Origin of the sequence: Pelagibius sp. 7325, from assembly GCF_037652055.1 — a bacterium.
Classification (GTDB): domain Bacteria; phylum Pseudomonadota; class Alphaproteobacteria; order Kiloniellales; family Kiloniellaceae; genus Pelagibius.
Genome location: NZ_JBBKAH010000001.1, coordinates 149,914 through 173,981, shown reverse-complemented (window position 1 = coordinate 173,981; position 24,068 = coordinate 149,914). Strand labels below are relative to the sequence as shown.

Below are 24,068 nucleotides of genomic sequence, written 5' to 3'. Positions count from 1 at the left end.
ACGACGCCCAACGACCTCCGGTCGACAAGGCGGGGCTCTCCAACGCTACGGAGGGCCGAGCGGCTTAAAGCAACGACGTAGAGGGCTTTTTTGGTCTCTGCCGGCTTTCCAAAGGCCGGGGTTACTGAAGAGGCAGCTACATCCTTGCCAGCCGTGCGGACCGGGTCTCCCGTTCCAATCGAAGGCAGAACTTCGGGGTCGCGACGACCATGCCGATATTCGGCGTGAGCGCGCGACGGTCGGTACGCACCCGGGCCGCCGTCTCCATAGCGGTGGAACTCTCCAGGCAGCAGCCGACACTTGTTGGACGTCGATTTACGGGAGAACCCGATGACCGACCGCATTCGTGAGTTCCTGCGTACCCACCGCAACGACGGGCCCTGCCTCGTCGTCGACCTGGAAGAGGTGCGCGAAAACTTCCGCGCCTTCGAGAGCGCGCTGCCCGACAGCCGCATCTTCTATGCCGTGAAGGCGAACCCGGCGCCGGAGATCCTCTCCGCGCTGGCCGCCATGGGCTCCTGCTTCGACTGTGCCTCGATCCCCGAGATCGAGGCCGCGCTGGCCGCCGGCGCGACGCCCGAGCGCATCTCCTTCGGCAATACCATCAAGAAGGAGCGCGACGTCGCCGCTGCTTTTGATCTGGGTGTGCGGCTCTTCGCCGTCGACTGCCTGCCGGAAGTCGAGAAGATCTCCCGTGCCGCCCCGGGTGCGCGCGTGTTCTGCCGCATCCTCTGCGACGGTGCCGGTGCCGACTGGCCGCTGTCGCGCAAGTTCGGCTGCACCCCGGAGCACGCCCCCGACGTGCTGGAGGCCGCGCACCGTGCCGGTCTCGTTGCCGCCGGCATCTCCTTCCACGTCGGCTCGCAGCAGCGCAACACCGAAGCTTGGGACGCGGCCATCGCCAGCGCCAGTGCGATCTTCCAGATCATGGCGATGCGCGGCATCCGCCTGACCCTGGTGAACCTGGGCGGCGGCTTCCCGGCCCGCTATCGCGGCGACGAGCCGGCGGCGAACCTCTATGGTGTCGCCATCCGCGAGTCCATCCTGCGCCACTTCGGCAACCGCGTGCCCGAGACCATCATCGAGCCGGGCCGCGGCATGGTCGGTTCCGCCGGCATCCTGAAGACCGAGGTCGTGCTCATCTCCAAGAAGGATCCCTCCGAGGACACTCGCTGGGTCTTCCTCGACATCGGCAAGTTCGGCGGCCTGGCCGAAACCATGGACGAGGCGATCCGCTATCCGATCCGCAGCGAGCGCGACGGCGCCGAGGCGGGGCCGTGCGTCATCGCCGGCCCGACCTGCGATTCCGCCGACGTGCTCTACGAGAAGACGCCCTACCTGCTGCCGCTGTCGCTGGAGATCGGCGACATGCTGTTGTTCGAGGGCACCGGCGCCTACACCACCACCTACAGCTCGATCGGCTTCAACGGCTTCGCGCCGCTGCAAGCCATCGTCATCTGACGCGCGGGGAGTTCCGGGCGATGCTGACGATCGACGAAGAGGTGCCGGGCGAAACCGGCGCCCGCGAGGCGCTGCTCGACCATGCCATGGGTCCGGAGCGTTTCGCCAAGACCTCGCAGCGCCTGCGCGACGGGCGCCTGCCGGAACTGGCGCTGGCCGCCCGCGAGGGTGGCCGGCTGGTCGGCACGGTGCGGCTGTGGGCGATCTCTGCCGGCCATGGTCACGGCAAGGGCGCTGGCAGTCTGCTGCTGCTCGGGCCGCTGGCGGTCGCGCCGGAGCGTCAGGGCGAGGGCATCGGCGCCCGCCTCATGCGCAGTGCTCTTAACCGCGCGGCGGCGACCGGCCACGGCGGCGTGATCCTGGTCGGAGATGCGCCCTATTACCGCCGCTTCGGCTTCAGTGCGGCGCTGACCGAGAACCTTGAGATGCCCGGGCCGGTGGAGCGTCACCGCTTCCTCGGCCACGAGCTGCGGCCCGGCGCGCTTGCCGAGGCCCGCGGCCTGGTGCGTGCCGCCGGTGCCTGGCATCCGGCCGCCGCTTCCTTTCCGCTGCCGCTCACCGGCTCGGCCGGCGCGGTATCCCGCAACATGACCGTCATCCGGCAGCCTTTGAACTGACGCGAGAATTCGCGCAAGCTGCCGCTTTGTAAGTCGGCCCCCGACCTAGGCGCCTGCGGCCGCAGGTGTCGGGGGCCGAAACAGGGAGTTTTTTGCCATGACCACACCTTGGCCCGATTACGGCGCCATCAGCGGCCCCATTGTCATGATCGGCTTCGGCTCCATTGGGCGCGGCACCCTGCCGCTGATCGAGCGGCATTTCGATTTCGACAGCAGCCGCTTCGTCGTCATCGCTCCGGACGACAGCGACAAGGCCCTGCTCGACGAGCGCGGCATCCGCTTCATCCAGGCGGCGCTGACTCCGGACAACTACCGCGACATGCTAATGCCGCTGCTGACGGCCGGCGACGGCCAGGGCTTCTGCGTGAACCTCTCGGTGGACGTCTCCTCCCTGGACGTCATGAAGCTCTGCCGCGAGCTCGACGTGCTCTACATCGACACCGTGGTCGAGCCCTGGGCCGGATTCTATTTCGACGAGGGCGCCGATCCCGGCCAGCGCACCAACTTCGCCCTGCGCGAGACGGTGCGCCGGGAAAAGGCGCGCAACCCCGGCGGCACCACCGCGGTTTCCTGCTGCGGCGCCAACCCCGGCATGGTCTCCTGGTTCGTGAAGCAGGCTCTCCTGAACATCGCCGGCGACACCGGTGTCGACGCGGGCAACCCGCAGAGCCGCGAGGACTGGGCGGCACTGATGCAGCGCCTGGGCGTCAAGGGCGTGCACATCGCCGAGCGCGATACCCAGCGCGCGCGCGAGCCGCGGCCGATGAACCAGTTCTGGAACACCTGGTCGGTGGAGGGCTTCATCTCCGAGGGCATGCAGCCGGCCGAGCTGGGCTGGGGCACCCACGAAAAGTGGGTGCCGGCGAACGCGCGCGGCCACGAGGACGGTGAACGTCCGGCGATCTATCTGCTGCAGCCCGGCGCCGATACCCGGGTGCGCTCCTGGACGCCGACCGCGCAGGCGCAGTACGGCTTCCTGGTCACTCACAACGAGGCTGTCTCCATCGCCGACTACTACACGGTCCGCGAGAACGGCAAGCCGGTGTTCCGCCCGACCTGCCACTACGCCTACCATCCGTCCGATGTTGCAGTCTTGAGCCTGCACGAGATGTTCGGGCGCGGCGGCGAAGCGCCCAAGACCCACAAGATTCTCGACGAGAATGAGATCGTCGACGGGGTCGACGAACTGGGCGTGCTGATCTTCGGCCACGCCAAGAACGCCTACTGGTACGGCTCGCAGCTCTCGATCAAGGAAACCCGCAAGCTGGCGCCTTACCAGAACGCCACCGGCCTGCAGGTTTCCTCGGCAGTGCTGGCCGGTATGGTCTGGGCGCTGGAGAACCCGAAGGCGGGCATCGTCGAGACCGACGAGATGGATCACGTGCGCTGCCTTAAGGTGCAGCGTCCGTACCTGGGACCGGTCACCGGCGTCTACACCGACTGGACGCCGCTTTGCAACCGCCACGGCTATTTCCCCGAGGACCTCGACTCCGCCGACCCCTGGCAGTTCCGCAACATCCTAGTGCGGTAAGCCACGATGCCTGAGGCGGGCCGCGCCCCGTCCGGTCCATTTTGTGTAGGACATTGCAGCTAAACATCCTGGATGATCCGGTGTAGCCTGAGCCTCACGGGCCGCAGTGCATCCGGGGGTATCCGCCTTGACTTTCGTCGTCGGCTCTCAGGATCCGAGGTTCCAGCGTGCCTTGGGAACGCTGGAGGAGGCGCAGTCCTGGGCGCTGGCCCGGCGCCTGGCGGATGGTGAACTGAACTGCTGCAACCCGCTGATGGCGAGGCTTGGCAGCCCACCGCCGGTGATGGTCTGGAACCCGCGGCCCGATGACATGGAGGAGGAGGTTCTGCGCTTCCTCGCCCAGTGGTGGGCGCAGGCGGTGGCGGCCTCCGGCGCCCCTCCGCCTCCGGAAATGGTCGATCCACTGGCGCTGCGGCCGGCGCTGGGCGCCATCTCGCTCCTCGATGTGCTTGACGGCGGCCAAGATTTCCAGATGCGTCTGCATGGCAGCGAGATCAGCAAGACCCTGGACATCGACATGACGGGCATGAGGATGGGCGAGATGGCCGTGCCGTTCATCGCCTTTCTGATGGTGACCTACCGCGCGCAGCTGCTGCGCCCCGAGCCGCTGCTGCTGCGCTACACCCCGGCGATGGAGTTCTTTCTCTCCGCCTGGTGGCGCATCGGCCTGCCGCTGGTGCGCGACGGTCAGGTCGTCCGCCTGCTGATCGGTATGGTGCGCGCGCCGCGCCAGGAGGATCTATAGGCAAAGCGCCGGCGCTGCTCGTAGGTTTTGAGTGCGACGGCACCGCGGATCGTTCCCGACCGTTCCAGCCCTTTCCAGACAGTCCGACGCGTTGAGGGGCCGGTGCGACGTCGGTGCCCTCATCGGTTTCGAGATAGAGGGCAGTGCCCACGCCAATCTCTTGTACCGATGTCGTCGGTTTGTGTCAGTGGGCCTCTTGCATCTGGCGGAAGCGCCGCGCGTTGGGGCAGAAGCTCGGCGGATCCTGCAGCACGCCGTCTTCCGTGGCCCGCAGCCAGGTGCTGCAGTTTTTGGCCCGCCCGCAGGTCATGCAGATGTGCGCCGCCTGCATCATCGTGATGCCGCAGCGATCCCGCGCCATGTACGCCGGATTGACGCCGCAGCGCTCCATCATCTGGCCCATCAGCTTGCTGCGGACTTCCAGGCGGGAAAGAAAGGTGGTCATCGGGCGGCTCCCTCTAGCAGTCCGCCCATTCTCCGGCTTTTTCGATGCCCTGCTTTGCGCTGGATCAAAGACCGGGAAGAAGCGGCGGCTTACCCGCCGGCCACCGCGTCGCCCCAGGGGGACAGCGGCTCAGTGGCGCCGTGATTCTCGCCGCCGTCGCGCAGCACACCCGCCGGACAGGCGAAAGCGAAGGGGTAGGGCGCGCGCCTTGTCGTCACCACCCGGTTGTCCCGCGCCAGGGTCTCCAGCACGGCGGCGGCCAGGCTGTCGTCGGCGATGACGGTATCGCCGCCGGAAAGGTCGATGCGCGGATGATGGAAGGCGGCGTCCAGGCTCATACCGAAATCGGCCAGGAAAGAGGCGAGCTGCGCCACCGCCGGCATGATCTTGCGGCCGCCCGACGCACCCAGCGCAAATCGCTTTCCGTCCGCTTCACCGATCAGGGGGCAGACGTTCATCAGGCAGCGCTTGCCGGGCGCCAGCGAGTTCGGCTTTCCCGGCTCAGGGTCGAACCACATGATGCCGTTGTTCAGCAGCAGTCCGGTCGAGGGCGAGACCACCCGCGATCCGAAGGCCGACAGCAGAGTCTGTGTGACGGCGATCATGTTGCCGTCCCTGTCGACGACCGAGAAGTGGGTGGTGCAGGCCGGTGCCCACGGGTCCTCGTTATCGCCGTCGTTCTCCAGGCGCTTGGCGTAGGCGGCTTTCAGGGCGGCGGCGTAGGCCGCGTAGGTTCCGCCTTCGGGCGCCTTGCCCGGCGTGACGGCGTTTTCAAGGCGGGAGAACACATCCGCGATGGTCGGCCCGGCGGTCAGATGGGGCGTCACGTGGAAGCGTGCCTCGCGGTAGCCGAAGCTGAGCGGGTCCTGCCACTCGGCGTGGTAGGCCCGGAGGTCGGCAAGCCGCAGGGAGCCTCCCTTGGCTTCGACGTCCTTTGCCAGGGCCGCGGCGAGGTCGCCGTCGTAGAGCGCGCGCGGTCCCTCGTCGGCGATGGCCTGCAGGCTGGGCGCCATGGACGCCATGTCGATGCGCTGGTCGCTGAGGGCCGTCCAGTTGGCGACGCGCGGCCATTGTCCGTCGGCCAGGAAGCGCGCCGCCGCGTCGGGATCGCGCGCCAGGCTGCGCGCCGCGCCGGTGATCTGCAGGGCGACGTACCAGTCGACCAGGAATCCTTCGCGGGCCAGCGCGATGGCGGGTTGCAGCAGGTCCTTCCACGGCAGGCGGCCATGGCGCGCGTGCGCCTTGCCCAGGCCGTCGACCACGCCCGGCACGGCGACGGCGGTGGCGCCCATCACATTACGGTCGTCCAGCACCGCCTTCCACGGGAAGAGGTCGCCCGAGGACTCCGCGCCAGTCAGCGGGAAGTCGGCGGGGTCGAGGCCTGCCGGCGCGCGCATGCCGTAGAACAGCGCCTCGGCCTTGCCCGCCTCGGCGTCCCACAGCATCGCCGCGCCGCCGCCCGCCGGCCCGCTCATCCAGGGTTCCACCACGCCGATGGCAAAGGACGTCGCGACCGCCGCGTCCACCGCGTGGCCGCCCGCCTTCAGCACCTCGGCGCCGATCTCGGCGGCCTTGCGGTGCTGCGCGGCGACGATGCCGTGGGGCGAAACGGTCGCCGGCTTGCGGGTGACCTGGGCACGGGAAAACGAGGACATGGAGACTCCGGCGAACGACTCGGGAAAAGACAGGGTGCAAAGGCCAAGCTTACAGGCTTCTGTTAGCCGCGCCCAAGCCTCAGCCGTCGGCGGCCAGTTGCACCAATCCGCCCAGCGGGATGATCTCCTTCGACTTCCGCGTCCAGGGATTTTGCTGCCAATCGCCATACCAGCGCGTCACGTGCAGGCCGGCCTCGGCGATCAAGCCTTCCAGCTCTTCCTTCGGCGTGAAGCGGATCTTGGAGGTGGCGGTCAGGTGCTTGCCGTTGCCGGCGACGCGGTAGTGGGACTCGTAGGTGACGATGCCGCTTGCCGGGTCGTGAGCCACGTCGTTCCAGGCTTCGACCGTGCCGAGGGTCTGGTGCTCGACCTCGTGCCGCGACTCCTCCGGCACCCACGTGCGCCATTCCTCGGCGCTCGGGTTGCGGCTGTCGAAAACGAAACTGCCGCGCGGGTTCAGGTGCCGCGCGATGGTCCGCAGCGCCGCAAGCTGGTCCTCCGGCGTCAGGAAGACCTGGAAGGCGTGGCCGGTCAGCACGATGAGGTCGAAGCGGCGGCCGAGATCCAGCGTTCGCGCGTCGGCCTCCACCCATGCCACCTTGTCACCGCCGAGCCGCCGCCGGGCGATCTCCAGCATCGAGGCGGCGGGGTCGGCGCCGGTGACGGCGCAGTCCGGAAAGCGCTGCGCGATGCCTGCCGCCAGCTCACCGGTGCCGCAGCCGAGATCCAGCACCGAGCGCGCGTCGGCGGCCAGCCCGGCGCAGAAATCGAAGTCGGCACGCCAGCCGTTCTCCAGGTCGTAGAACTGAACGAGTTCGGGATCGTCGTAAAGGCGGTCGTCGATAGGCAAGGGGGCGTCGGCCTCGGGTGTTGCGCGCGCGGTTCAGTCGTTGGCGTGGCGCAGCCGCAGACGGTCGAACAGCACCGCGACGATGATGAAGCTGCCGACGAAGGTACCCTGCCAGAAAGTGCTGATGCCCAGCAAGATCAAGCTGTTGCGGATCACCTCGATGAGCGCCGCGCCGACCACGGCGCCGAAGGCGGTGCCGATGCCGCCGGCCAGGTTGGCACCGCCGATCACCGCCGCGGCGATAACGGTCAGCTCCATGCCCTGGCCCAGGTTGGTGGTGACGCCGCCCAGCCAGCCGACCTCCAGCACGCCGGTGATGCCGGCCAGCAGCGAGGCGGACATGTAGACCGAGATTTTCACGCGGCGCACCGGGATGCCGGTCATGGTCGCGGCTTGCTCGTTGCCGCCGATGGCGAAGATGTGGCGGCCCCAGCGCGACCAGCGCAAGGCATAGCCGGTCGCCAGTGCGAGGGCGACCAGCACGTAGACCGGATGGGGGATGCCGAAGGTCGACCCGCCGCCCAGGGTCAGCAGCGCCTGGTGGTCGGGCCCGAATTCGTAGACCATCTTGTTGTCGGACAGCACCATGGCAAGGCTGCGCGCCACCGACAGCACGCCCAGAGTCACCACGAAGGGCGGCACCTTCAGGTAGGCCACCATGACGCCGTTGAACAGGCCGACCCCCAGCGACGCCAGCAGCGCCAGGGGGATCGCGACATAGATGGGCCAGCCGGCGGCCATGGTCATGCCGGTGACCATGGCGGAGAGCACGACAACCGAGCCGACCGACAGATCGATGCCGCCGACGATGATGACCGCGGTCATGCCCAGCGCGACGATGCCGACGAAGGCGAAATTGCGCGTCACGTTGAAGAGGTTGCGTTCGGTCGCGAAGGTATCGGTGGCCAGCGACAGCGCCGTGCAAGCGATCACAGCGGCGAGAAACACCCAGAAGGTCTGCCGGCTGACCAGCCAGCTCAGGGGATTGCCGTGCATCTGCTTGCCGATGGCCTGTTCCAGCCCCGCCATCGCGCCGGTCTCTTCGCCCGCCATGCCGCCTCCACGCTCTTCGGCTCTGCTCATGGCTGTCTCTTCTATGCCGTTTCCATCAGGCCGTCTCGAGAGCGCCGGTGATCAGCGCCGTCACTTCTTCCGGGGAACTGTTGCCGATCGGCTTGTCGGCGACCTTGTGGCCGCGCCGCAGCACGACGATGCGATCGCAGACCGCGAAGACGTCGGGCATGCGGTGGCTGATCAGCACGACCGCGATACCGTGATCGCGCAGGCGGCGGATGAGGTTCAGCACCTCGGCCACCTGGCGCACGCTGATTGCCGCCGTCGGCTCGTCCATCAGCACGATCTTCGGATCCGACAGGCGCGTGCGGGCGATCGCCACCGCTTGGCGCTGGCCGCCCGACATGCGCCGCACCAGGTCGCGCGGCCGGGTTTCCGACTTCAGTTCGGCGAACAGCTCGCCGGCGCGCTGGTACATCGCCTTGTAGTTCAACAGGTGGAAGGGGCCGATGGTCTTCGTCAGTTCGCGCCCCAGGTAGACGTTGGCGGCCGCCGTCAGGTTGTCGCACAGCGCCAGGTCCTGGTAGACGATCTCGATGCCGGCGGCGCGCGCATCGGCCGGCCCGTGGAAGGCGACGCCGCGCCCCTCGATCGCCATCTGGCCGCTGCTCGGCGGGAAGTTGCCGGCGATGATGCGCACCAGGGTGGACTTGCCGGCGCCGTTGTCGCCCATCAGGCCCACCACCTCGCCGGAGTGCAGGGCGAGGGAGATGTCGTTCAGCGCCCGGATGGCGCCGAAGTGCTTCGATACGGCGGACAGCGTCAGGGTGGTCATCGGCCGTTACCCCTCCCCGGAGGCCCGTGCCAGGGCTTATTGCTTGTTTTCCCTGCCGTCCCCCTTACGCCTGGCGTTCAGGGGCGTCAAACTCAAGGGGTGGTCTCTCGCGCTTTCATTGCATCCGCGAAGGGCCGCCACCGGGGCCCAGTTCCTTTTCTTTCCAAAAGTATAGCGTGGTCGCCTCGCGGTCGTGGCGGGGCGCCGCGCATTGCTCTGCAGCACCGATTACCTCTGCAGATTGTACAAATCAAATTGACTAATCAAAATTAGCAGGATTAGTCTGGTAGCGCTATCGTCCTTCTGGCGGTGCTCTTTCATCGCCGACGAAACAATGCCGGGACGGGCCCCGCGATCGCCCGCCTGTAGCTGTGCGACTCCTTCTGTTTGATTGAGATGGCCCGGAGCATCCGACGACCGGGCAACGATCCAAGAAAGGCCTGGTCACCAGGCTGATAACAGCGGCGGCGCAATGGCCGCGCACGACATGGGAGGAAAGTTCTATGGTGCTGAGAAACCCGCGCGTCGTCTTGGCGGCGGCGCTGCTCTCCATCCTGGCTGCCGGTGCCGAGGCCCAGGACAAGAAGACCCTAGCTATCGTGGTCAAGGGGCTCGACAACCCCTTCTTCGAACAGATCAACCTCGGCTGCAAGAAGTGGCTGGCCGAGAACCCCAATTCCGAATACGAATGCCTCTACACCGGCCCGGCCTCCAGCGCCGACGAGGCCGGTGAGGTCCAGATCGTCGACGACCTGCTGACCCGTGGCGTCGACGCCATCGCCATATCGCCGTCCAACGCGCCGGCCATGGCGAACCTCATCCGTCAGCGGGATCCCTCGATTCCCATCATGACCATCGATGCCGATTTCCTCGCGAAGGATACGGCCCTGCGCGAGACCTACCTCGGCACCGACAACTACCTGATGGGCGTGAAGATGGCCGAGCATGCCATGAAGCTGAAGCCCGAGGGCGGCACCGTCTGCCTGCAGCTCGGCAACGTGGCGGCGGACAACATCAATGCGCGCGCCGCCGGCTTCCGCGACACCATCGCCGGCGAAAAGGGCGTCGACCGCCTGAGCGGCCAGAACGGCTGGGCGGAGATCAACGGCTGCCCGCTCTACACCAATGACCAGGCCGACCTCGCCAACCAGCAGATGGCCGATACTTTCACCGCCAACCCGGACCTCGACGCCTTCATCCTCGTTGGCGGCTGGGCGCAGTTCGCGCCGCAGGCCTACGCCCAGGTGACCGATCAGGTGATGGACAAGCTGAAGAGCAAGGAACTCGTGATCGTCGCCGGCGACACCCTGCCGCCGCAGATCGAGGCCCTGAAGGCCGGCCGCAGCCATGTGCAGATCGGCCAGCGTCCCTTCGAGATGGGCTACAAGGCGCCCTCGGTGATGATCGAGCTGATCAAGGGCGCGCCGACCAGCGACCCGCTGTTCACCGGCCTCGACGAGTGCACGCCGGACAATGTCGACAGCTGCCTGGCGAAGTAAGACTTCAACTCCCTGTTCCCCCCTCAAAGGGCGCCTCTTCCGGGGCGCCCCTTTTTTTGAGGAGTGGGACGCCTACCTGCCGCTCAGCAGGTCGTAGAGCGTCAGCGCCACCACTTCGGTCGCGTTGTAGAGGTCGTCCAAGGGCAGGCGCTCGTCGGCGCGGTGGGCGTTGGCTTCCTCGATGGTGTGGGGGCCGGCGCCGTAGAGCACGGTGGGAATGCCGGCCGCCGTGTAGTGGCGCGCGTCGGTGTAGAGCGGCACGCCCTTGGCCTCGACGCGCTCGCCCATCACGGCGGTGGCGCGCTCGGAGAGCCGGTCGACCAGTGTCTGGCCGCCGTCCAGCGGCGTCAGCGGAGCCGCCAGCAGGATGCGGCGGATCTTCACCGCGATGCCGGGGAAGGGCTTGGCCGCCGCTTCGATGAGGCCGCGCAGTTCCTGCTCCACCGCATCCGGGTTCTCCTCCGGGATCATGCGGCGGTCGAGGCGCAGCCTCACCTTGTCGGGCACCACGTTGGTGTTGATGCCGCCGGAGATGAGGCCGACGGTGCACTGCGGGCTGCCGATGCCGACGATCTTCGAGGTCTTGGCGGCGAGGCCGTTGCGCCAGCTGTAGAGCGCGCTCAGCACCGCGTTGGCGGCCTCCAGCGCGTCGTGGCCGGTGAACGGCATGGCGGCATGGGCCGACTTGCCGGTGACGGTGACTTCCAGGTGCAGGCAGCCGTTGTGCGCCGTCACCACGTTGTAGGAGAAGCCGGCGCCGATGGAGAGGTCCGGCTTGGTGAGGCCCTGGTCGATCAGCCAGCGCGGGCCGATCTCGCCGCCGGCTTCCTCGTCGTAGGTGAAATGCAGCTCGATGGTGCCGTTCAGACCGGCGCCCGCCTTGGCCGCCGCGTCCAGCGCGATCAGGGCATAGGTATAGGTCGCGAAGTCGGACTTGGAGACGGCGACGCCGCGCCCGTACATCCAGCCGTCGACGACCTCGGCGCCGTAGGGGTCCTTCGTCCAGCCCTCGCCCGGCGGCACCACGTCGCCGTGGGCGTTCAGCGCGATGGTGGGGCCGCCTTTTCCGAACGTCCGGCGCACGATGAGGTTAGTTGCGCTGATCATGCCCGCCGCTTCGACGGTCTCCTGCGGCACCGCGTGGCGCTCCACCGTGAAGCCGAGGCCCTCCAGCAATTCCGCGGCGCGCTCGGCGTGGGCGCGGCAGTCGCCGGGCGGATTGTCGGAGGGCACCTTCACCAGCTCGGCGAGGAACCGCGTCTGTGCCTCACGGGCGTCGTTCAGAGTGTCGGCGATGGTGGCTTCGAAATCGCTCATCAGGGGATACTCAGCGGAAGTTCGGGCGGAAGTTCGGATCGAAGTGTTCGAGGAAGTCGAGGAACACGCGGGCGGCCGTCTCGGCGTCTTCTCCCGTGATGCTCTCCAGCGGATTGTGGCTGATGCCGCCGCCGCAGCGCACGAACAGCATGGCGATGGGGCAGAGCGCGGAAAGCGCCATGGCGTCGTGGCCGGCGCCGCTCGGCAGCCTCAGCGCGCGGATGCCCTGGCGCTGGGTGGCGGCATCCAATTGGTCTATCAGGCCGGGGTGGCAGGCGGCGGCGCCTTCCTCGTAGAGCAGTTCCAGATCGAGCTCCAGGTTGCGGCGCTTCGCGATGGCCTGCAGCTTCTCCTTCACCGAGGCGACGGCGGCGCGGCGCTGCTCGTCGGCGGGCGCGCGCAGGTCCAGGGTGAAGGTCACCTTGCCGGGGATCACGTTGATGGCGCCCGGCGCGGCGGCGATCCGCCCGGCGGTGGCGACCAGGCCTTCCTCGGCCGCAGCGCGCTGCTCGATGGCGGCGATCATCTCGGCGGCACCGGCCAGCGCGTCCCTGCGCAGGTGCATCGGCACGGTGCCGGCGTGGCCGGCCATGCCCTCGACGGTGATGGCAAAGCGGCTGGCACCGTTGATGGCGGTGACGGTGCCGACCGGCAGGCCTTCGGACTCCAGAACCGGGCCCTGCTCGATGTGCACCTCGACGAAGGCCAGCACGTCCTCGGCCTTGCGCGCCTCGCCGGCGATGGCCGAAGGGTCGCAACCGAAATGCTTCAGCGCGTCGTCCAGGCGGATGCCCTCGGCGTCGGTCACCGACAGCACGGCGGTGTCGATGGTGCCGGCGATGGTGCGCGAGCCCGAGAGCGTCGTCGGGAAGCGCACGCCTTCTTCGTCGCCGAAGGCGATGACCTCGACGGCGAAGGGCAGGCGCTTGCCGCGCGCGTCCAGGTCGGCGATGCAGGCGATCGGCAGCGCCACGCCCAGGTTGCCGTCGTAGGCTCCGGCGTCGCGCACGGTATCGATGTGCGAGCCGGTGATGAGCGTCTTGGCGCTCGTGGCGCCGTCCTCGTGGCCTTCCGCCTCGTAACGTCCGACCACGTTGCCGACGGCATCGATGCGCGCGCTCATGCCGGCGGCGCGCATGGCGGACTTCACCGCCTCGGCGCAGGCCTTGTGCTCGGGACTGAGGAAGACGCGGGTCAGCTTGTCCTCTTCCTCGCTGAAGTGCGCCCAGCCGTCGACCATCGCCTTGATCCAGGCGCCGGTGCCGGCCAGGGATTCCGTGGAGAGGGTCATGGCAGCAGGTCCTTCAAGCGTAGCAGGGCGATCTTTTCGATCTCTTTGAGGGCGGTGGCGAACTCCGCCGCCGAGTCATTGTTCAGGCGGCGCTCGAAGGCGGCGAGGATCTTGTCCTTCGTATGCCCCTTCACCGCCATGATGAAAGGCAGGCCGAACTTTGCCTTGTAGGCTTCGTTCAGCGCGGTGAAACGCTGGCGCTCGGCGTCGCTCAGCATGTCCAGGCCTGCGGAGGCCTGCTCTTTCGATGATTCCGCCGTCAGGCGCCCGGCCCGGGCGAGGCGTCCGGCAAGGTCCGGGTGCGCGGCGATGAGCGCGCGCTTCTGTTCGTCGCTGCCGGCCCGCATGGCCAGGACCATGGCCGCGTGCAGCCCTTCCGGCGTCCACGGCAGCACCGGCAGGCCCGCCTCGAAGGCCGCTTCGGCGACCCAGGGCGAATGCTCGAACACGCCGCCGAAGCGGGCGACGAAAGCCGCGCGGTCCTCTATCGCCACCCTGGTCACGGCTTGTGCTTGTCGTGCCAGTGGCGCGCGATGTCGATGCGCCGCGCCGGCCACACGCCATCATGGGACATGACGTAGTCGAGAAAGCGCTTCAGCGCCGCGGCGCGTCCCGGCCGCCCGGCGAGTCGGCAGTGCAGGCCGACCGACAGCATCTTGGGCTGGCCGGCCACGCCCTCAGCATAGAGCATGTCGAAGGAGTCCTTCAGATAGGCGAAGAACTGGTCGCCCGAATTGAACCCCTGCGGCGTGGCAAAGCGCATGTCGTTGGAGTCGAGCGTATAGGGCACGATGAGGTGCGGCCCCTTCGGTCCCTCAACCCAGTAGGGCAGGTCGTCGGCATAGGAATCGGCGGAATAGAGGAAGCCGCCTTCCTCCATCACGAGCTCCAGGCTGTGGATGGAACTCCTGCCCGTGTACCAGCCCAGCGGCCGGGCGCCGGTCACGTCGGTATGGATGCGGATCGCCTCGTTCAGATGCCGGCGCTCCTCGTCCTTGGTGAAGTCCTTGTATTCGATCCACTTCAGGCCATGGGAAGCGATCTCCCAGTCCGCACGCTGCATGGCGGCGACGGCGGCGGGGTTGCGCTGCAGGGCGGTGGCGACGCCGTAGACGGTGACGGGGATGCCGGCGGCGGTGAACAGGCGATGCAGGCGCCAGAAGCCGGCGCGGCTGCCGTACTCGTAGATCGACTCCATGTTCATGTGGCGCTGGCCCGGCCAGGCCTGGGCGCCGACGATCTCCGACAGGAAGGCTTCCGAGGCGGCGTCGCCGTGCAGAATGGAGTTCTCGCCGCCTTCCTCGTAGTTGATGACGAACTGCACCGCGAGGCGGGCGCCGCCGGGCCACTGCGGGTCGGGCGGCGTCTCGCCGTAGCCGACGAGGTCGCGCGGATAGTCGCCGGTCGCAGTCTTCTTCATGGTCCCCTTCTTCTGCCGCCCGCCCAGGCTGACCCCCGGATCATAGTAACGCGGACGAAGGCGGCTGAATTTGCATGTTTTTTTTGAAACTGCTTCCGGAGGGAGTAGTCTTCCGATAGCCGCCGCGAGCCGCAAGAATGAGCCGCTTCAGAAGGTCCGCGGCGGCACTCCAGGATCCTCTAGTCAATCAGGTTCCGCCCGTAAAGGGCAAAGGAAACCTCAAGAAACGCGGCCGGACCCGGGCAGGAGGGGATCGACAAGGTGGCGAATGACGGTAAAGCGCCGGGCAAGCTGACGACCCACGTGCTGGATACGGCGGGCGGGCGGCCCGCCGCCGGGGTCAGCCTCGATCTTTTCCGAATTTCTGACAATCGCCGTGATCATTTGTGCTCCGCCGAGACCAACGCGGACGGCCGCTGCGACGGCCCGCTGCTGGAGGGCGCGGCCTTTGCCGCCGGCGCCTACGAGCTGGTTTTCCATGTCGCCGAGTATTTCCGCCGCCAGGGTGTGGATCTTCCCGACGAGCCTTTCCTGGACGTGGTGCCGATCCGCTTCGGTATCGCCGAGCCCGGCCAGCACTACCACGTGCCGCTGCTGATCTCGCCCTACGGCTATTCGACTTACCGGGGGAGCTGAGGGGCATGCGCGGCGAGATCCAATTCCTGCTGGATGACGCTCCGCGCCGCCTCGTCACGCTCGACCCCACCATGACGGTGCTGGACTACCTGCGTCAGGTGGAGCACCTGACCGGCACCAAGGAGGGCTGCAACGAGGGCGACTGCGGCGCCTGCACCGTGGTGGTTGCAAAGCCGCGCGACGGGAGGCTGCGCTACCAGGCGGTGAATGCCTGCATCCAGCTCGCCGGCTCGCTGGACGGCTGCCAGCTCCTCACCGTCGAGCACCTGGCTAAGAGCGGCAAGTTGCACCCGGTGCAGCAGGCCATGGTGGATTGTCACGGTTCCCAATGCGGCTTCTGCACCCCGGGCTTCGTCATGTCGCTCTTTGCGATGACCCGCGACCACGAGACGGTGCCTGACGAAGACGTAATCGACGAGATCCTGGCCGGCAACCTCTGCCGCTGCACCGGCTACGCGCCCATCGTGCGCGCCGCGCAGCAGGCCTATGAACACGATCCCTGCGCGGACGCCTTCGCCGCCCATGCGCAGGCGACAGCCAAACGCCTTGCCGCCATGCAGGACGGTGAACCCCTCGTTCTGGAGGACGAGGCGGGCGAGCGGCGATTCTATGCGCCGGCGCGGCTGGACGACCTCGCGGAGCTCTATGAAAGGGCACCCGAGGCGACGCTGGTTTCCGGCGCCACCGACGTCGGCCTCTGGGTCACCAAGCAGCTGAAGCGCCCGCAGACGGTGATCTATACCGGCCGCGTCGCCGAACTGCAGAGGATCGAGGAGATAGACGGCGCGCTGGAGATCGGCGCCGGCGTCACCTACAGCGACGCGCGGGCACTCATCGCGCGGCACTACCCCGACATGGGGGAGGTGATCCGCCGCCTCGGCTCGGTGCAGATCCGCAATACCGGGACCCTCGGCGGCAACATCGCCAACGGCTCGCCGATCGGCGACTCGCCGCCGCTGCTGATCGCCGCCGGCGCCACGCTGCACCTGCGCAAAGGCAGCGCGCGGCGCGCCCTGCCGCTGGAAGACTTCTTCCTCGACTATGGCAAGCAGGACCGCGCGCCGGGCGAGCTGGTCGAGCGCATCACGCTGCCGCTGCCAGCGGCCGGCAGCGTCTTTCGCGCCTACAAGGTCTCCAAGCGCTTCGACCAGGACATCACGGCGGTCCTCGGCGCGTTCAATCTCAAGATCGAGGGCGGCAGGGTGACAGCGGCGCGGCTCGCCTACGGCGGCCTCGCCGGCATCCCGAAGCGCGCGGCGGCGGCCGAGGCGGCGCTGATCGGGCAACCCTGGACCGAAGAAACGCTGGCGGGCGCCATCGCGGCCCTGGCCGAGGACTTCCAGCCGCTGACCGACTGGCGCGCGGGCGCCGCCTACCGCCTGAAGGCGGCACAGAACCTGCTGCGGCGCTGCTTCATGGAGACGACACAGCCGGAGACGGCGACCCGTCTGGTGGGGGTGGGGGCCTTTACCGGCTAGAGGGCTTTGCGCCGCGTCCCGCATGATGGGATCATGGCGGCGGAAAAGAAGAAGACGAACGACCGGCGCAACAGCCGGCACGAACAGGGGGCTCGAGCGTGAGCGGGCAGACGGCTGAGACGGCTGAGACGGCGAAAGCCGGGCGTATCAGGGGCGGGGTGCATACCCCCCAGCGGCACGACAGCGGCCACAAGCACGTGGCCGGCGCCGCCGCCTATGTCGACGACCTGCCGGAGCCGCAGGGCCTGCTGCACCTCTGCCTCGGCCTCTCCACGGCGGCGCATGCCCGTCTGCACCGGGTGAACCTGGAGGCCGTGGCGGCCGCCGAGGGCGTTGAGCTGGTGCTGACCGCCGCCGACGTTCCCGGCGTGAACGACATCTCCCCGACCCACCGCCACGACGAGCCGATCCTGGCGGAGGGTACGGTGCACTATGCCGGCCAGCCGATCTTCGTGGTGGCGGCCAGGACCCGTGATGCCGCGCGTCGCGCCGCCCGCCTGGCCGAGATCGACTACGACCCGCTGCCGGCGGTGCTGAGCTACGAAGACGCCAAGGCCTCCGGCGCGCTGGTGACCGAGCCGATGACCCTGAAGCGCGGCGACGTAGAGGCGGCGCTTGCGAAGGCGCCGCGCCGCCTCAGCGGACAGATGGCTCTCGGCGGGCAGGAGCACTTCTACCTGGAAAGCCAGATCGCGCTCGCCATCCCCGGCGAGGACGACGAGGTCACGGTGATCTGCTCGACCCAGCATCCGACGGAGATCCAGACCATGGTCGCCGGGGCGCTGGGCGTGCCGGCCAACGCTGTGACCACCCAGGTGCGCCGCATGGGCGGCGCCTTCGGCGGCAAGGAGACTCAAGGCAACCTCTTTGCGGTCGTGGCGGCACTGGTCGCCAAGAAGACCGGGCGCGCCGCAAAGATCCGCCCGGACCGCGACGACGACATGGTGATCACCGGCAAGCGCCACGACTTTCTCATCGACTACGATGTCGGCTTCGACGACGACGGGCGCATCCGTGCCGTCGACATGACCTATGCGGCGCGCTGCGGCTGGTCGGCGGATCTCTCCGGGCCGGTCACCGACCGCACGCTGTTTCACGCCGACAACTGCTACTACTTTCCGGACGTGCGCCTCGCCTCGCTGCCGCTGAAGACCAACACCTGCTCGCACACGGCATTCCGCGGCTTCGGCGGGCCGCAGGGCATGATCGGCGGCGAGCGGATCATCGAGGAGATCGCCTACGCACTCGGCAAGGATCCGCTAGACATCCGCAAGGCCAACCTCTACGGCCCCGGCCGCGACATCACGCCCTACCACCAGCAGGTCGAGGACAACATCGCGCCGCAGGTCATCGAGAAGCTGGAGAAGGACTGCGACTATCAGCAGCGCCGCGGCGAGATCCGGGCGTTCAACAAGACATCTCCCGTCCTGAAGCGCGGCATCGCGCTGACGCCGGTGAAGTTCGGCATCTCGTTCACGCTGACGGCCTACAATCAGGCCGGCGCGCTGGTGCACATCTACCGCGACGGCTCGGTGCACCTGAACCACGGCGGCACCGAGATGGGACAGGGGCTCTACACCAAGGTGGCCCAGGTGGTGGCCGAGGCGTTCCAGGTCGACATCGACAAGGTGAAGATCACCGCCACCTCCACCGGCAAGGTGCCCAACACTTCCGCCACCGCTGCATCCTCCGGCTCGGACATCAACGGCATGGCGGCGCTGGCCGCCTGCACCGCCATCAAGGCACGCCTTGTCGACTTCGCGGCGGAACACTGGGAGGTGCCGAAGGAGCAGATTGAGTTCCTGCCGGGCCGGGTGCGCGTCGGCAATCAGGAGATCCTGTTCCCCGAACTCATCGAGGCCGCCTATATGGGCCGCGTCTCGCTGTCCTCGACCGGTTTCTACAAGACGCCGAAGATCCACTGGGACCGCAAGGCGGGCAGGGGGCGGCCCTTCTACTACTACTCCTACGGCGCCGCGGCGACGGAGGTCATCGTCGACACGCTGACCGGCGAGTACCGCATCCTGCGCACTGACATCCTGCACGACGTCGGTGCATCGCTGAATCCCGCGCTCGACATCGGCCAGATCGAGGGCGGCTTCGTGCAGGGCGCCGGCTGGCTCACCACCGAGGAGCTGTGGTGGGACGACAAGGGCCGCCTGCGCACCCATGCGCCCTCGACGTACAAGATCCCCGCCTGCGGCGACCGCCCGCGCATTTTCAACGTCGCGCTGGTCGAGGACAGCCCGAACCGCGAGGAAACCATCTTCCGCTCCAAGGCGGTGGGCGAGCCGCCGCTGATGCTGGCGATCTCGGTGCTGCACGCGCTCTCCGACGCCGTCGCGTCGGTGGCCGACCATCGGCTCTGCCCGCGCCTCGACGCGCCGGCGACGCCCGAGCGCATCCTCATGACCATCGAGCGTCTGCGCGAAGAAGCCGCCGCGCTGGAGGGCAGGCGGGCATGACGGCCGCGCGCCTTGAGGTCAAGAGCGTCAGCAAGCGCTTCCCCGGCGTGCTCGCCAACGACCGGGTGGACTTCGCCGTCGCGCCCGGCGAAATCCACGCCCTGTTGGGTGAGAACGGTGCCGGCAAGTCGACGCTGGTGAAGATGATCTACGGCGTGCTGCACCCGGACGAGGGCAGACTTTTCTGGAACGGCGAGGAGGTGAGCATCGCCGATCCCCACGCCGCCCGTGCGCTGGGCATCGGCATGGTGTTCCAGCACTTCTCGCTCTTCGAGGCGATGACGGTGCTGGAGAACGTCGCCCTCGGCATGGACAGGTCCGAGGACAGGCGCGCCCTGGCAGAGCGCGTGCGCGCGGTCTCGCAGGCCTATGGCTTGCCGCTCGACCCGGAGCGCGACGTCTATACCTTGTCCGTGGGGGAGCGCCAGCGCATCGAGATCGTGCGCTGCCTGCTGCAGAACCCCAAGCTGCTCATCATGGACGAGCCGACCTCGGTGCTGACGCCGCAGGAGGTCGAGCGCCTGTTCGAGACTCTGCGCCAGCTTGCGTCAGAAGGCGTGTCGATCCTCTACATCTCCCACAAGCTGGAGGAGATCAAGACGCTCTGCGACCGTGCCACCATCCTGCGCGGCGGCAAGGTGGTGGCGGCCTGCGACCCCAAGGCGGAGACCGCCAAGTCCATGGCCCAAATGATGATCGGCGCCGAGTTGAAGACGGTGACCCGCCGTCGCAGGGGTGAACCGGGCAAGCCGCGCCTGGAGGTCGAGGGCCTGTCGCTCGCTTCCGAAGAGGTTCACGGCACCGACCTGAAGAACGTCTCCTTTGCCGTCCACGCGGGCGAGATCTTCGGCATCGCGGGGGTCGCCGGCAACGGCCAGAACGAACTGCTGCAGGCGCTCGCTGGCGAGCGCCTGGCCGACCACCCCTCCGCCGTGCGCCTCGACGGCGACGGCGTCGGCCGGCAGGACGCGGGCCGTCGCCGGAAACGGGGTCTCTGTGCGGTGCCGGAGGAGCGTAACGGCCACGGTGCGGTGCCCGGCATGACGCTTGTTGAGAACACGATCCTCAGTGCCCACCACCGCATGGGCCTGCTCTCCTCGATCTTCATCCGCGCCGGTGCCGCCGCGCGCTTCGCCGCGGAGATCGTGCAGGCCTTCGACGTGCGCACGCCGGGTGTCGCCGCGGCGGCGGGCAGCCTGTCCGGCGGCAATCTGCAGAAGTTCATCGTCGGGCGCGAGATCCTGCAGAAGCCGACGGTCCTCGTGGTCTCGCAGCCGACCTGGGGCGTCGATGCCGGCGCCGCCGCCACCATCCGCCAGGCCCTCGTGGACCTCGCCGCCGCGGGCGTCGCCGTAGTGGTGGTGTCGCAGGATCTGGACGAGCTGCTGGCGATCACCGACCGTCTCGCCGTCATCAACGTCGGCGTGCTTTCCAGCGCTATGGTGACCCGCGAGGCTTCGGTGGAGGAGATCGGCCTGCTGATGGGCGGCGTCCACGGCCTCGCGCCGGAAGAGGTCGCGGCCCGCGCCGCAGAGGAGGCCGCGCATGTCGCCTGACGCGACCGCCAAGGCCCCTTGGCTGAAGATCGAGCCGCGCCGCGAGATCACCCGCGGCCTGCTCTATTCGACGCCGCTGCTGGCCGTCGCGCTCACCGTGGTCACCGGCTTCTTCATCTTCCTCGCCATGGGCTACGATCCCTTCCTGGCGCTCTATCACTTCTTCGTCTCGCCGCTGCTCAGCTTCTACGGCTGGAGCGAGCTCTTCGTGAAGGCCGCGCCGCTCATCCTCATCGGAGTCGGCCTGGCGGTGGGCTTTCGCGCCAACGTGTGGAACATCGGCGCCGAGGGGCAACTCACCATGGGCGCCGTCGCCGGGGGCTGTGTTGCGCTGGCCTTTTGGGGCGAGGAGAGCGCTTTCACCCTGCCGCTGATGGGCCTCGCCGGCATTGCCGGTGGCGCCGCCTACGCGGCCGTTCCGGCCTTCCTGAAGACCCGTTTCGGGGTGAACGAGATTCTCACCTCGCTGATGCTCACCTACGTGGCGACGCTGTTCCTCTCGACGCTGGTCTATGGGCCCTTGAAGGATCCGATGGGCTTCAACTTTCCGCGGTCGCGCACGTTCGGCGACGAAGCCTTGCTGCCGATCCTGATGTCCGGCACGCGGCTGCATCTCGGCGCGCTGGTCGCCCTGGCGGTCGCCGTCGCGGGCTGGGTGATGCTCTCCTACACCATCATCGGCTTCCAGGTGCGCGTGCTGGGCCAGGCGCCCCACGCCGCGCGCTACGCCGGATTCTCCGCACCGAAGATCGTGTGGTTCTGCCTGCTGCTGAGTGGCGGCCTCGCCGGCCTTGCCGGGCTCTTCGAGGTGGCCGGCCCCATCGGCCGGCTCGTCCCCACGATCTCGCCGGGCTATGGCTTCACCGCCATCATCGTCGCCTTCCTGGGGCGCCTGCATCCCCTCGGTATCATCCTTTCGGGTCTCCTCATGGCGCTTTCCTATATCGGTGGCGAGGCCGCGCAGGTGGAGGTCGGCCTGCCGCAGGCGGTGACGGGCGTGTTCCAGGGGCTGCTGCTGTTCTTCCTGCTGGCGTCCGACTTCCTGGTGCGCTACCGCCTGCGCTGGCGCAGGCCGGCGGCTGCCGCGGCTCAACCCACAGCGGCGGAGTAGAGAGCATGAGCCCCGATATCATGGCCTCGGTCCTGCTCACCGTCATCAGCGCCGCCACGCCGCTGCTCTTTGCGGCGCTGGGCGAACTGGTGGTGGAGAAGTCCGGAGTCCTCAATCTCGGTGTCGAGGGCATGATGATCCTCGGCGCCGTCTGCGCCTTCGCCGTCACAGTGACCACCGGCTATTCCGGCCTCGGCCTTCTTGCCGGCGTCGCCGCCGGCATGGCCATGGCCTTCATCTTCGGCGTCCTCACGCTGACGCTGGCCGCTAACCAGGTGGCGACGGGCCTCGCGCTCACCATCTTCGGCCTCGGCTTGTCGTCGCTGATCGGTGCCGGCTTCGTCGGCATCCCGGTGGCGCCGCTGCCCAAGCTCGCCATTCCCGGCGTTAGCGACCTGCCGCTGGTCGGGCCGCTGCTCTTCGGCCACGACGTTCTGGTCTATCTCTCCATTGTTGCCGTCGCCGCCGTCGCCTGGTTCCTGAAGGCCTCGCGGCCGGGCATGATCCTGCGCGCGGTCGGCGAGTCCGACGTCTCGGCCCACTCCATCGGCTACGACGTCATCGCCGTGCGCTACCGGGCGGTGCTCTTCGGCGGCGCCATGGCGGGCCTCGGCGGCGCCTTCCTCTCGCTCTCCTACACGCCGCTGTGGACCGAGGGCATGACGGCGGGGCGCGGCTGGATCGCGCTGGCCCTGGTGGTCTTCGCCTCCTGGCGGCCCTGGCGGCTGCTCGCCGGCGCCTATCTTTTCGGCGGCGTCACCATCGCCCAGCTCTACACGCAAGGCGCCGGCGGCATCGGCATTCCCTCCCAGGTCATGTCGATGCTGCCCTACCTGGCAACCATTCTCGTACTGACGATCATCGCGGCGGGGCCCTGGAAAGGGCGGCTCAACGCGCCCGCTTGCCTTGGCAAGCCGTTTAGGCCATCAACGTAGCAACGCATTCGCACACATAAAGGAGGCTTCTCATGTTCAAGGACCTGTCGCGCCGCCGTTTCCTGGCGGGCAGCACCGCGGCGGCGGGCGCCCTCTCGCTGGGTGGAGCGCTGGGCGGCCCCCTGGGCGCCGGATCTGCGCTCGCCGCCGATCCGCTGAAGGTCGGCTTCGTCTACGTCGGCCCGATCGGCGACTTCGGCTGGACCCACGGCCACGACCTCGGCCGCAAGGCGATCGAGGAACACTTCGGCGATGCCGTGAAGACCAGCTACGTGGAGAGCGTTCCCGACGACGGGCCGGACGCCGAACGCGTCATCCGCCAGTTCGCCTCCTCCGGCCACAACCTGATCTTCACCACCTCCTTCGGCTACATGGACCCGACGATCAAGGTGGCCAGGCAGTTCCCCGACGTTAAGTTCGAGCACGCGACGGGCATTCAGACCGCCGACAACGTCTCGATCTACAGCGCGCGCTTCTACGAGGGCCGCGCCGTCATCGGCACCATGGCCGGCCACCTGACCAAGACCGGCAAGTTCGGCTACATCGCCTCCTTCCCGATCCCGGAGGTGGTGCGCGGCATCAACGCCTTCATCCTGGCCGCCCGCAAGGTGCGCCCCGACGCCGAGATCAAGGTGGTCTGGGTGAACTCCTGGTACGACCCGGGCAAGGAAGCCGATGCGACCAAGGCGCTGATCGACCAGGGCTGCGACGTCATCACCCAGCACACCGACAGCCCGGCGCCGGTGCAGACCGCCGCCAGCCGCGGCGTGTGGTGCTTCGGCCAGGCCTCCGACATGACCAACTTCGCGCCCGACTGGCACGCGACGTCGATCCTCGATGTCTGGGGGCCGTACTACATCCAGCGCACCCAGGCGGTGATCGACGGCACCTGGAGCACCGCCGCCACCTGGGACGGCTTCAAGCAGGGCATGGTCGAGATGGCGCCGTACAATCCGAAGCTTCCGGCGGAAGTCGTTGAGGCGGCCGAGAGCGTGCGCAAGGCCATCATCGCCGGCGACCTGCACCCCTTCACCGGCCCGATCAGCGACCAGAAGGGCATGGAGATGGTCCCCGCCGGCCAGACCATCCCCGACCAGGACCTCCTCGGCATGGACTGGTACGTCGAGGGCGTGTCGGCGTAAGCCGCACGCTCCACGCAGCCGAAAACGCGAAACGGCGGGGCCACAAGGTTCCGCCGTTTCTGCGT

The 24,068-nt window shown here is 68.1% G+C and carries 21 protein-coding genes; 12 read left to right on the top strand and 9 right to left on the bottom strand.

The genetic code is table 11. The features are described from left to right. Positions 1-330: 330 nt before the first annotated feature. The 4 genes from WDC82_RS00825 (at position 331) to WDC82_RS00810 (ending at position 4,354) form a co-directional block, all read left to right on the top strand. Positions 331-1,461, top strand: a complete 1,131-nt coding sequence (locus WDC82_RS00825; RefSeq protein ID WP_340115335.1) for a type III PLP-dependent enzyme — start codon at positions 331-333, stop codon at positions 1,459-1,461. Between the two features lie 20 nt (positions 1,462-1,481). Further along, positions 1,482-2,078 carry an N-acetyltransferase gene (locus tag WDC82_RS00820; protein WP_340115334.1) on the top strand — a complete coding sequence of 199 codons (597 nt, stop codon included), beginning with the start codon at positions 1,482-1,484 and terminating at the stop codon, positions 2,076-2,078. Positions 2,079-2,175: 97 nt separating this feature from the next. Beyond that, positions 2,176-3,609, top strand: a complete 1,434-nt coding sequence (locus WDC82_RS00815; RefSeq protein ID WP_340115333.1) for a homospermidine synthase — start codon at positions 2,176-2,178, stop codon at positions 3,607-3,609. A 127-nt stretch (positions 3,610-3,736) separates the two neighbouring features. Next, a complete protein-coding gene (locus tag WDC82_RS00810; protein ID WP_340115332.1) occupies positions 3,737-4,354 on the top strand; it encodes a hypothetical protein in 618 nt (205 codons plus the stop codon). 184 nt (positions 4,355-4,538) lie between these two features. On the opposite strand, the gene WDC82_RS00805 is transcribed toward WDC82_RS00810, so the two are convergent. From WDC82_RS00805 to WDC82_RS00785, 5 genes are all read right to left on the bottom strand, one after another. Continuing rightward, entirely contained in the window at positions 4,539-4,799 is a 261-nt protein-coding gene (locus WDC82_RS00805; protein WP_340115331.1) for a DUF6455 family protein, read from the bottom strand. A gap of 89 nt (positions 4,800-4,888) precedes the next feature. Continuing rightward, complete coding sequence (locus tag WDC82_RS00800) at positions 4,889-6,454, bottom strand: gamma-glutamyltransferase (RefSeq protein ID WP_340115329.1); 1,566 nt, start codon at positions 6,452-6,454, stop codon at positions 4,889-4,891. Positions 6,455-6,533: 79 nt separating this feature from the next. Next, positions 6,534-7,304 carry a class I SAM-dependent methyltransferase gene (locus tag WDC82_RS00795; protein WP_340115327.1) on the bottom strand — a complete coding sequence of 257 codons (771 nt, stop codon included), beginning with the start codon at positions 7,302-7,304 and terminating at the stop codon, positions 6,534-6,536. A gap of 33 nt (positions 7,305-7,337) precedes the next feature. After that, positions 7,338-8,387 (bottom strand): ABC transporter permease, encoded by a 1,050-nt coding sequence (locus tag WDC82_RS00790; RefSeq protein ID WP_340115326.1) that lies wholly within the window; start codon positions 8,385-8,387, stop codon positions 7,338-7,340. Positions 8,388-8,412: 25 nt separating this feature from the next. Further along, on the bottom strand, positions 8,413-9,153 hold the full coding sequence (locus WDC82_RS00785) for an ATP-binding cassette domain-containing protein (RefSeq protein ID WP_340115325.1): 741 nt from the start codon (positions 9,151-9,153) through the stop codon (positions 8,413-8,415). Between the two features lie 503 nt (positions 9,154-9,656). Here WDC82_RS00785 and WDC82_RS00780 point away from each other — a divergent pair. Further along, positions 9,657-10,652, top strand: a complete 996-nt coding sequence (locus WDC82_RS00780; RefSeq protein ID WP_340115324.1) for a sugar-binding protein — start codon at positions 9,657-9,659, stop codon at positions 10,650-10,652. 72 nt (positions 10,653-10,724) lie between these two features. On the opposite strand, the gene WDC82_RS00775 is transcribed toward WDC82_RS00780, so the two are convergent. The 4 genes from WDC82_RS00775 to puuE are packed head-to-tail and all read right to left on the bottom strand — an operon-like array spanning position 10,725 to position 14,680. After that, complete coding sequence (locus WDC82_RS00775) at positions 10,725-11,969, bottom strand: M20/M25/M40 family metallo-hydrolase (RefSeq protein WP_340115323.1); 1,245 nt, start codon at positions 11,967-11,969, stop codon at positions 10,725-10,727. A 10-nt stretch (positions 11,970-11,979) separates the two neighbouring features. Then, positions 11,980-13,260, bottom strand: a complete 1,281-nt coding sequence (locus WDC82_RS00770; protein WP_340115321.1) for an allantoate amidohydrolase — start codon at positions 13,258-13,260, stop codon at positions 11,980-11,982. Continuing rightward, complete coding sequence (gene uraD, locus WDC82_RS00765) at positions 13,257-13,763, bottom strand: 2-oxo-4-hydroxy-4-carboxy-5-ureidoimidazoline decarboxylase (protein ID WP_340115319.1); 507 nt, start codon at positions 13,761-13,763, stop codon at positions 13,257-13,259. The genes WDC82_RS00770 and uraD overlap by 4 nt, the downstream gene beginning before the upstream one ends. Further along, a complete protein-coding gene (gene puuE / locus WDC82_RS00760) occupies positions 13,760-14,680 on the bottom strand; it encodes an allantoinase PuuE (protein ID WP_340115318.1) in 921 nt (306 codons plus the stop codon). The genes uraD and puuE overlap by 4 nt, the downstream gene beginning before the upstream one ends. A gap of 261 nt (positions 14,681-14,941) precedes the next feature. Here puuE and uraH point away from each other — a divergent pair, with 261 nt between their 5' ends. The 7 genes from uraH to WDC82_RS00725 all read left to right on the top strand — a co-directional run bounded on the left by uraH (position 14,942) and on the right by WDC82_RS00725 (position 24,003). After that, positions 14,942-15,316: a hydroxyisourate hydrolase gene (gene uraH, locus WDC82_RS00755; protein ID WP_340115317.1), complete on the top strand. Its 375-nt coding sequence runs from the start codon at positions 14,942-14,944 to the stop codon at positions 15,314-15,316. A gap of 5 nt (positions 15,317-15,321) precedes the next feature. Next, a complete protein-coding gene (xdhA, locus tag WDC82_RS00750; protein WP_340115316.1) occupies positions 15,322-16,794 on the top strand; it encodes a xanthine dehydrogenase small subunit in 1,473 nt (490 codons plus the stop codon). Between the two features lie 98 nt (positions 16,795-16,892). Continuing rightward, complete coding sequence (gene xdhB, locus WDC82_RS00745; protein WP_370661518.1) at positions 16,893-19,259, top strand: xanthine dehydrogenase molybdopterin binding subunit; 2,367 nt, start codon at positions 16,893-16,895, stop codon at positions 19,257-19,259. Further along, positions 19,256-20,815 carry an ABC transporter ATP-binding protein gene (locus WDC82_RS00740; protein ID WP_340115314.1) on the top strand — a complete coding sequence of 520 codons (1,560 nt, stop codon included), beginning with the start codon at positions 19,256-19,258 and terminating at the stop codon, positions 20,813-20,815. Before xdhB ends, WDC82_RS00740 begins: the two co-directional genes overlap by 4 nt. Continuing rightward, positions 20,805-21,926, top strand: a complete 1,122-nt coding sequence (locus WDC82_RS00735) for an ABC transporter permease (RefSeq protein ID WP_340115313.1) — start codon at positions 20,805-20,807, stop codon at positions 21,924-21,926. Before WDC82_RS00740 ends, WDC82_RS00735 begins: the two co-directional genes overlap by 11 nt. Positions 21,927-21,931: 5 nt before the next feature. Next, entirely contained in the window at positions 21,932-22,861 is a 930-nt protein-coding gene (locus WDC82_RS00730; RefSeq protein ID WP_340115312.1) for an ABC transporter permease, read from the top strand. A gap of 32 nt (positions 22,862-22,893) precedes the next feature. Beyond that, positions 22,894-24,003 (top strand): BMP family ABC transporter substrate-binding protein, encoded by a 1,110-nt coding sequence (locus WDC82_RS00725; protein ID WP_340115311.1) that lies wholly within the window; start codon positions 22,894-22,896, stop codon positions 24,001-24,003. Positions 24,004-24,068: the final 65 nt, after the last annotated feature.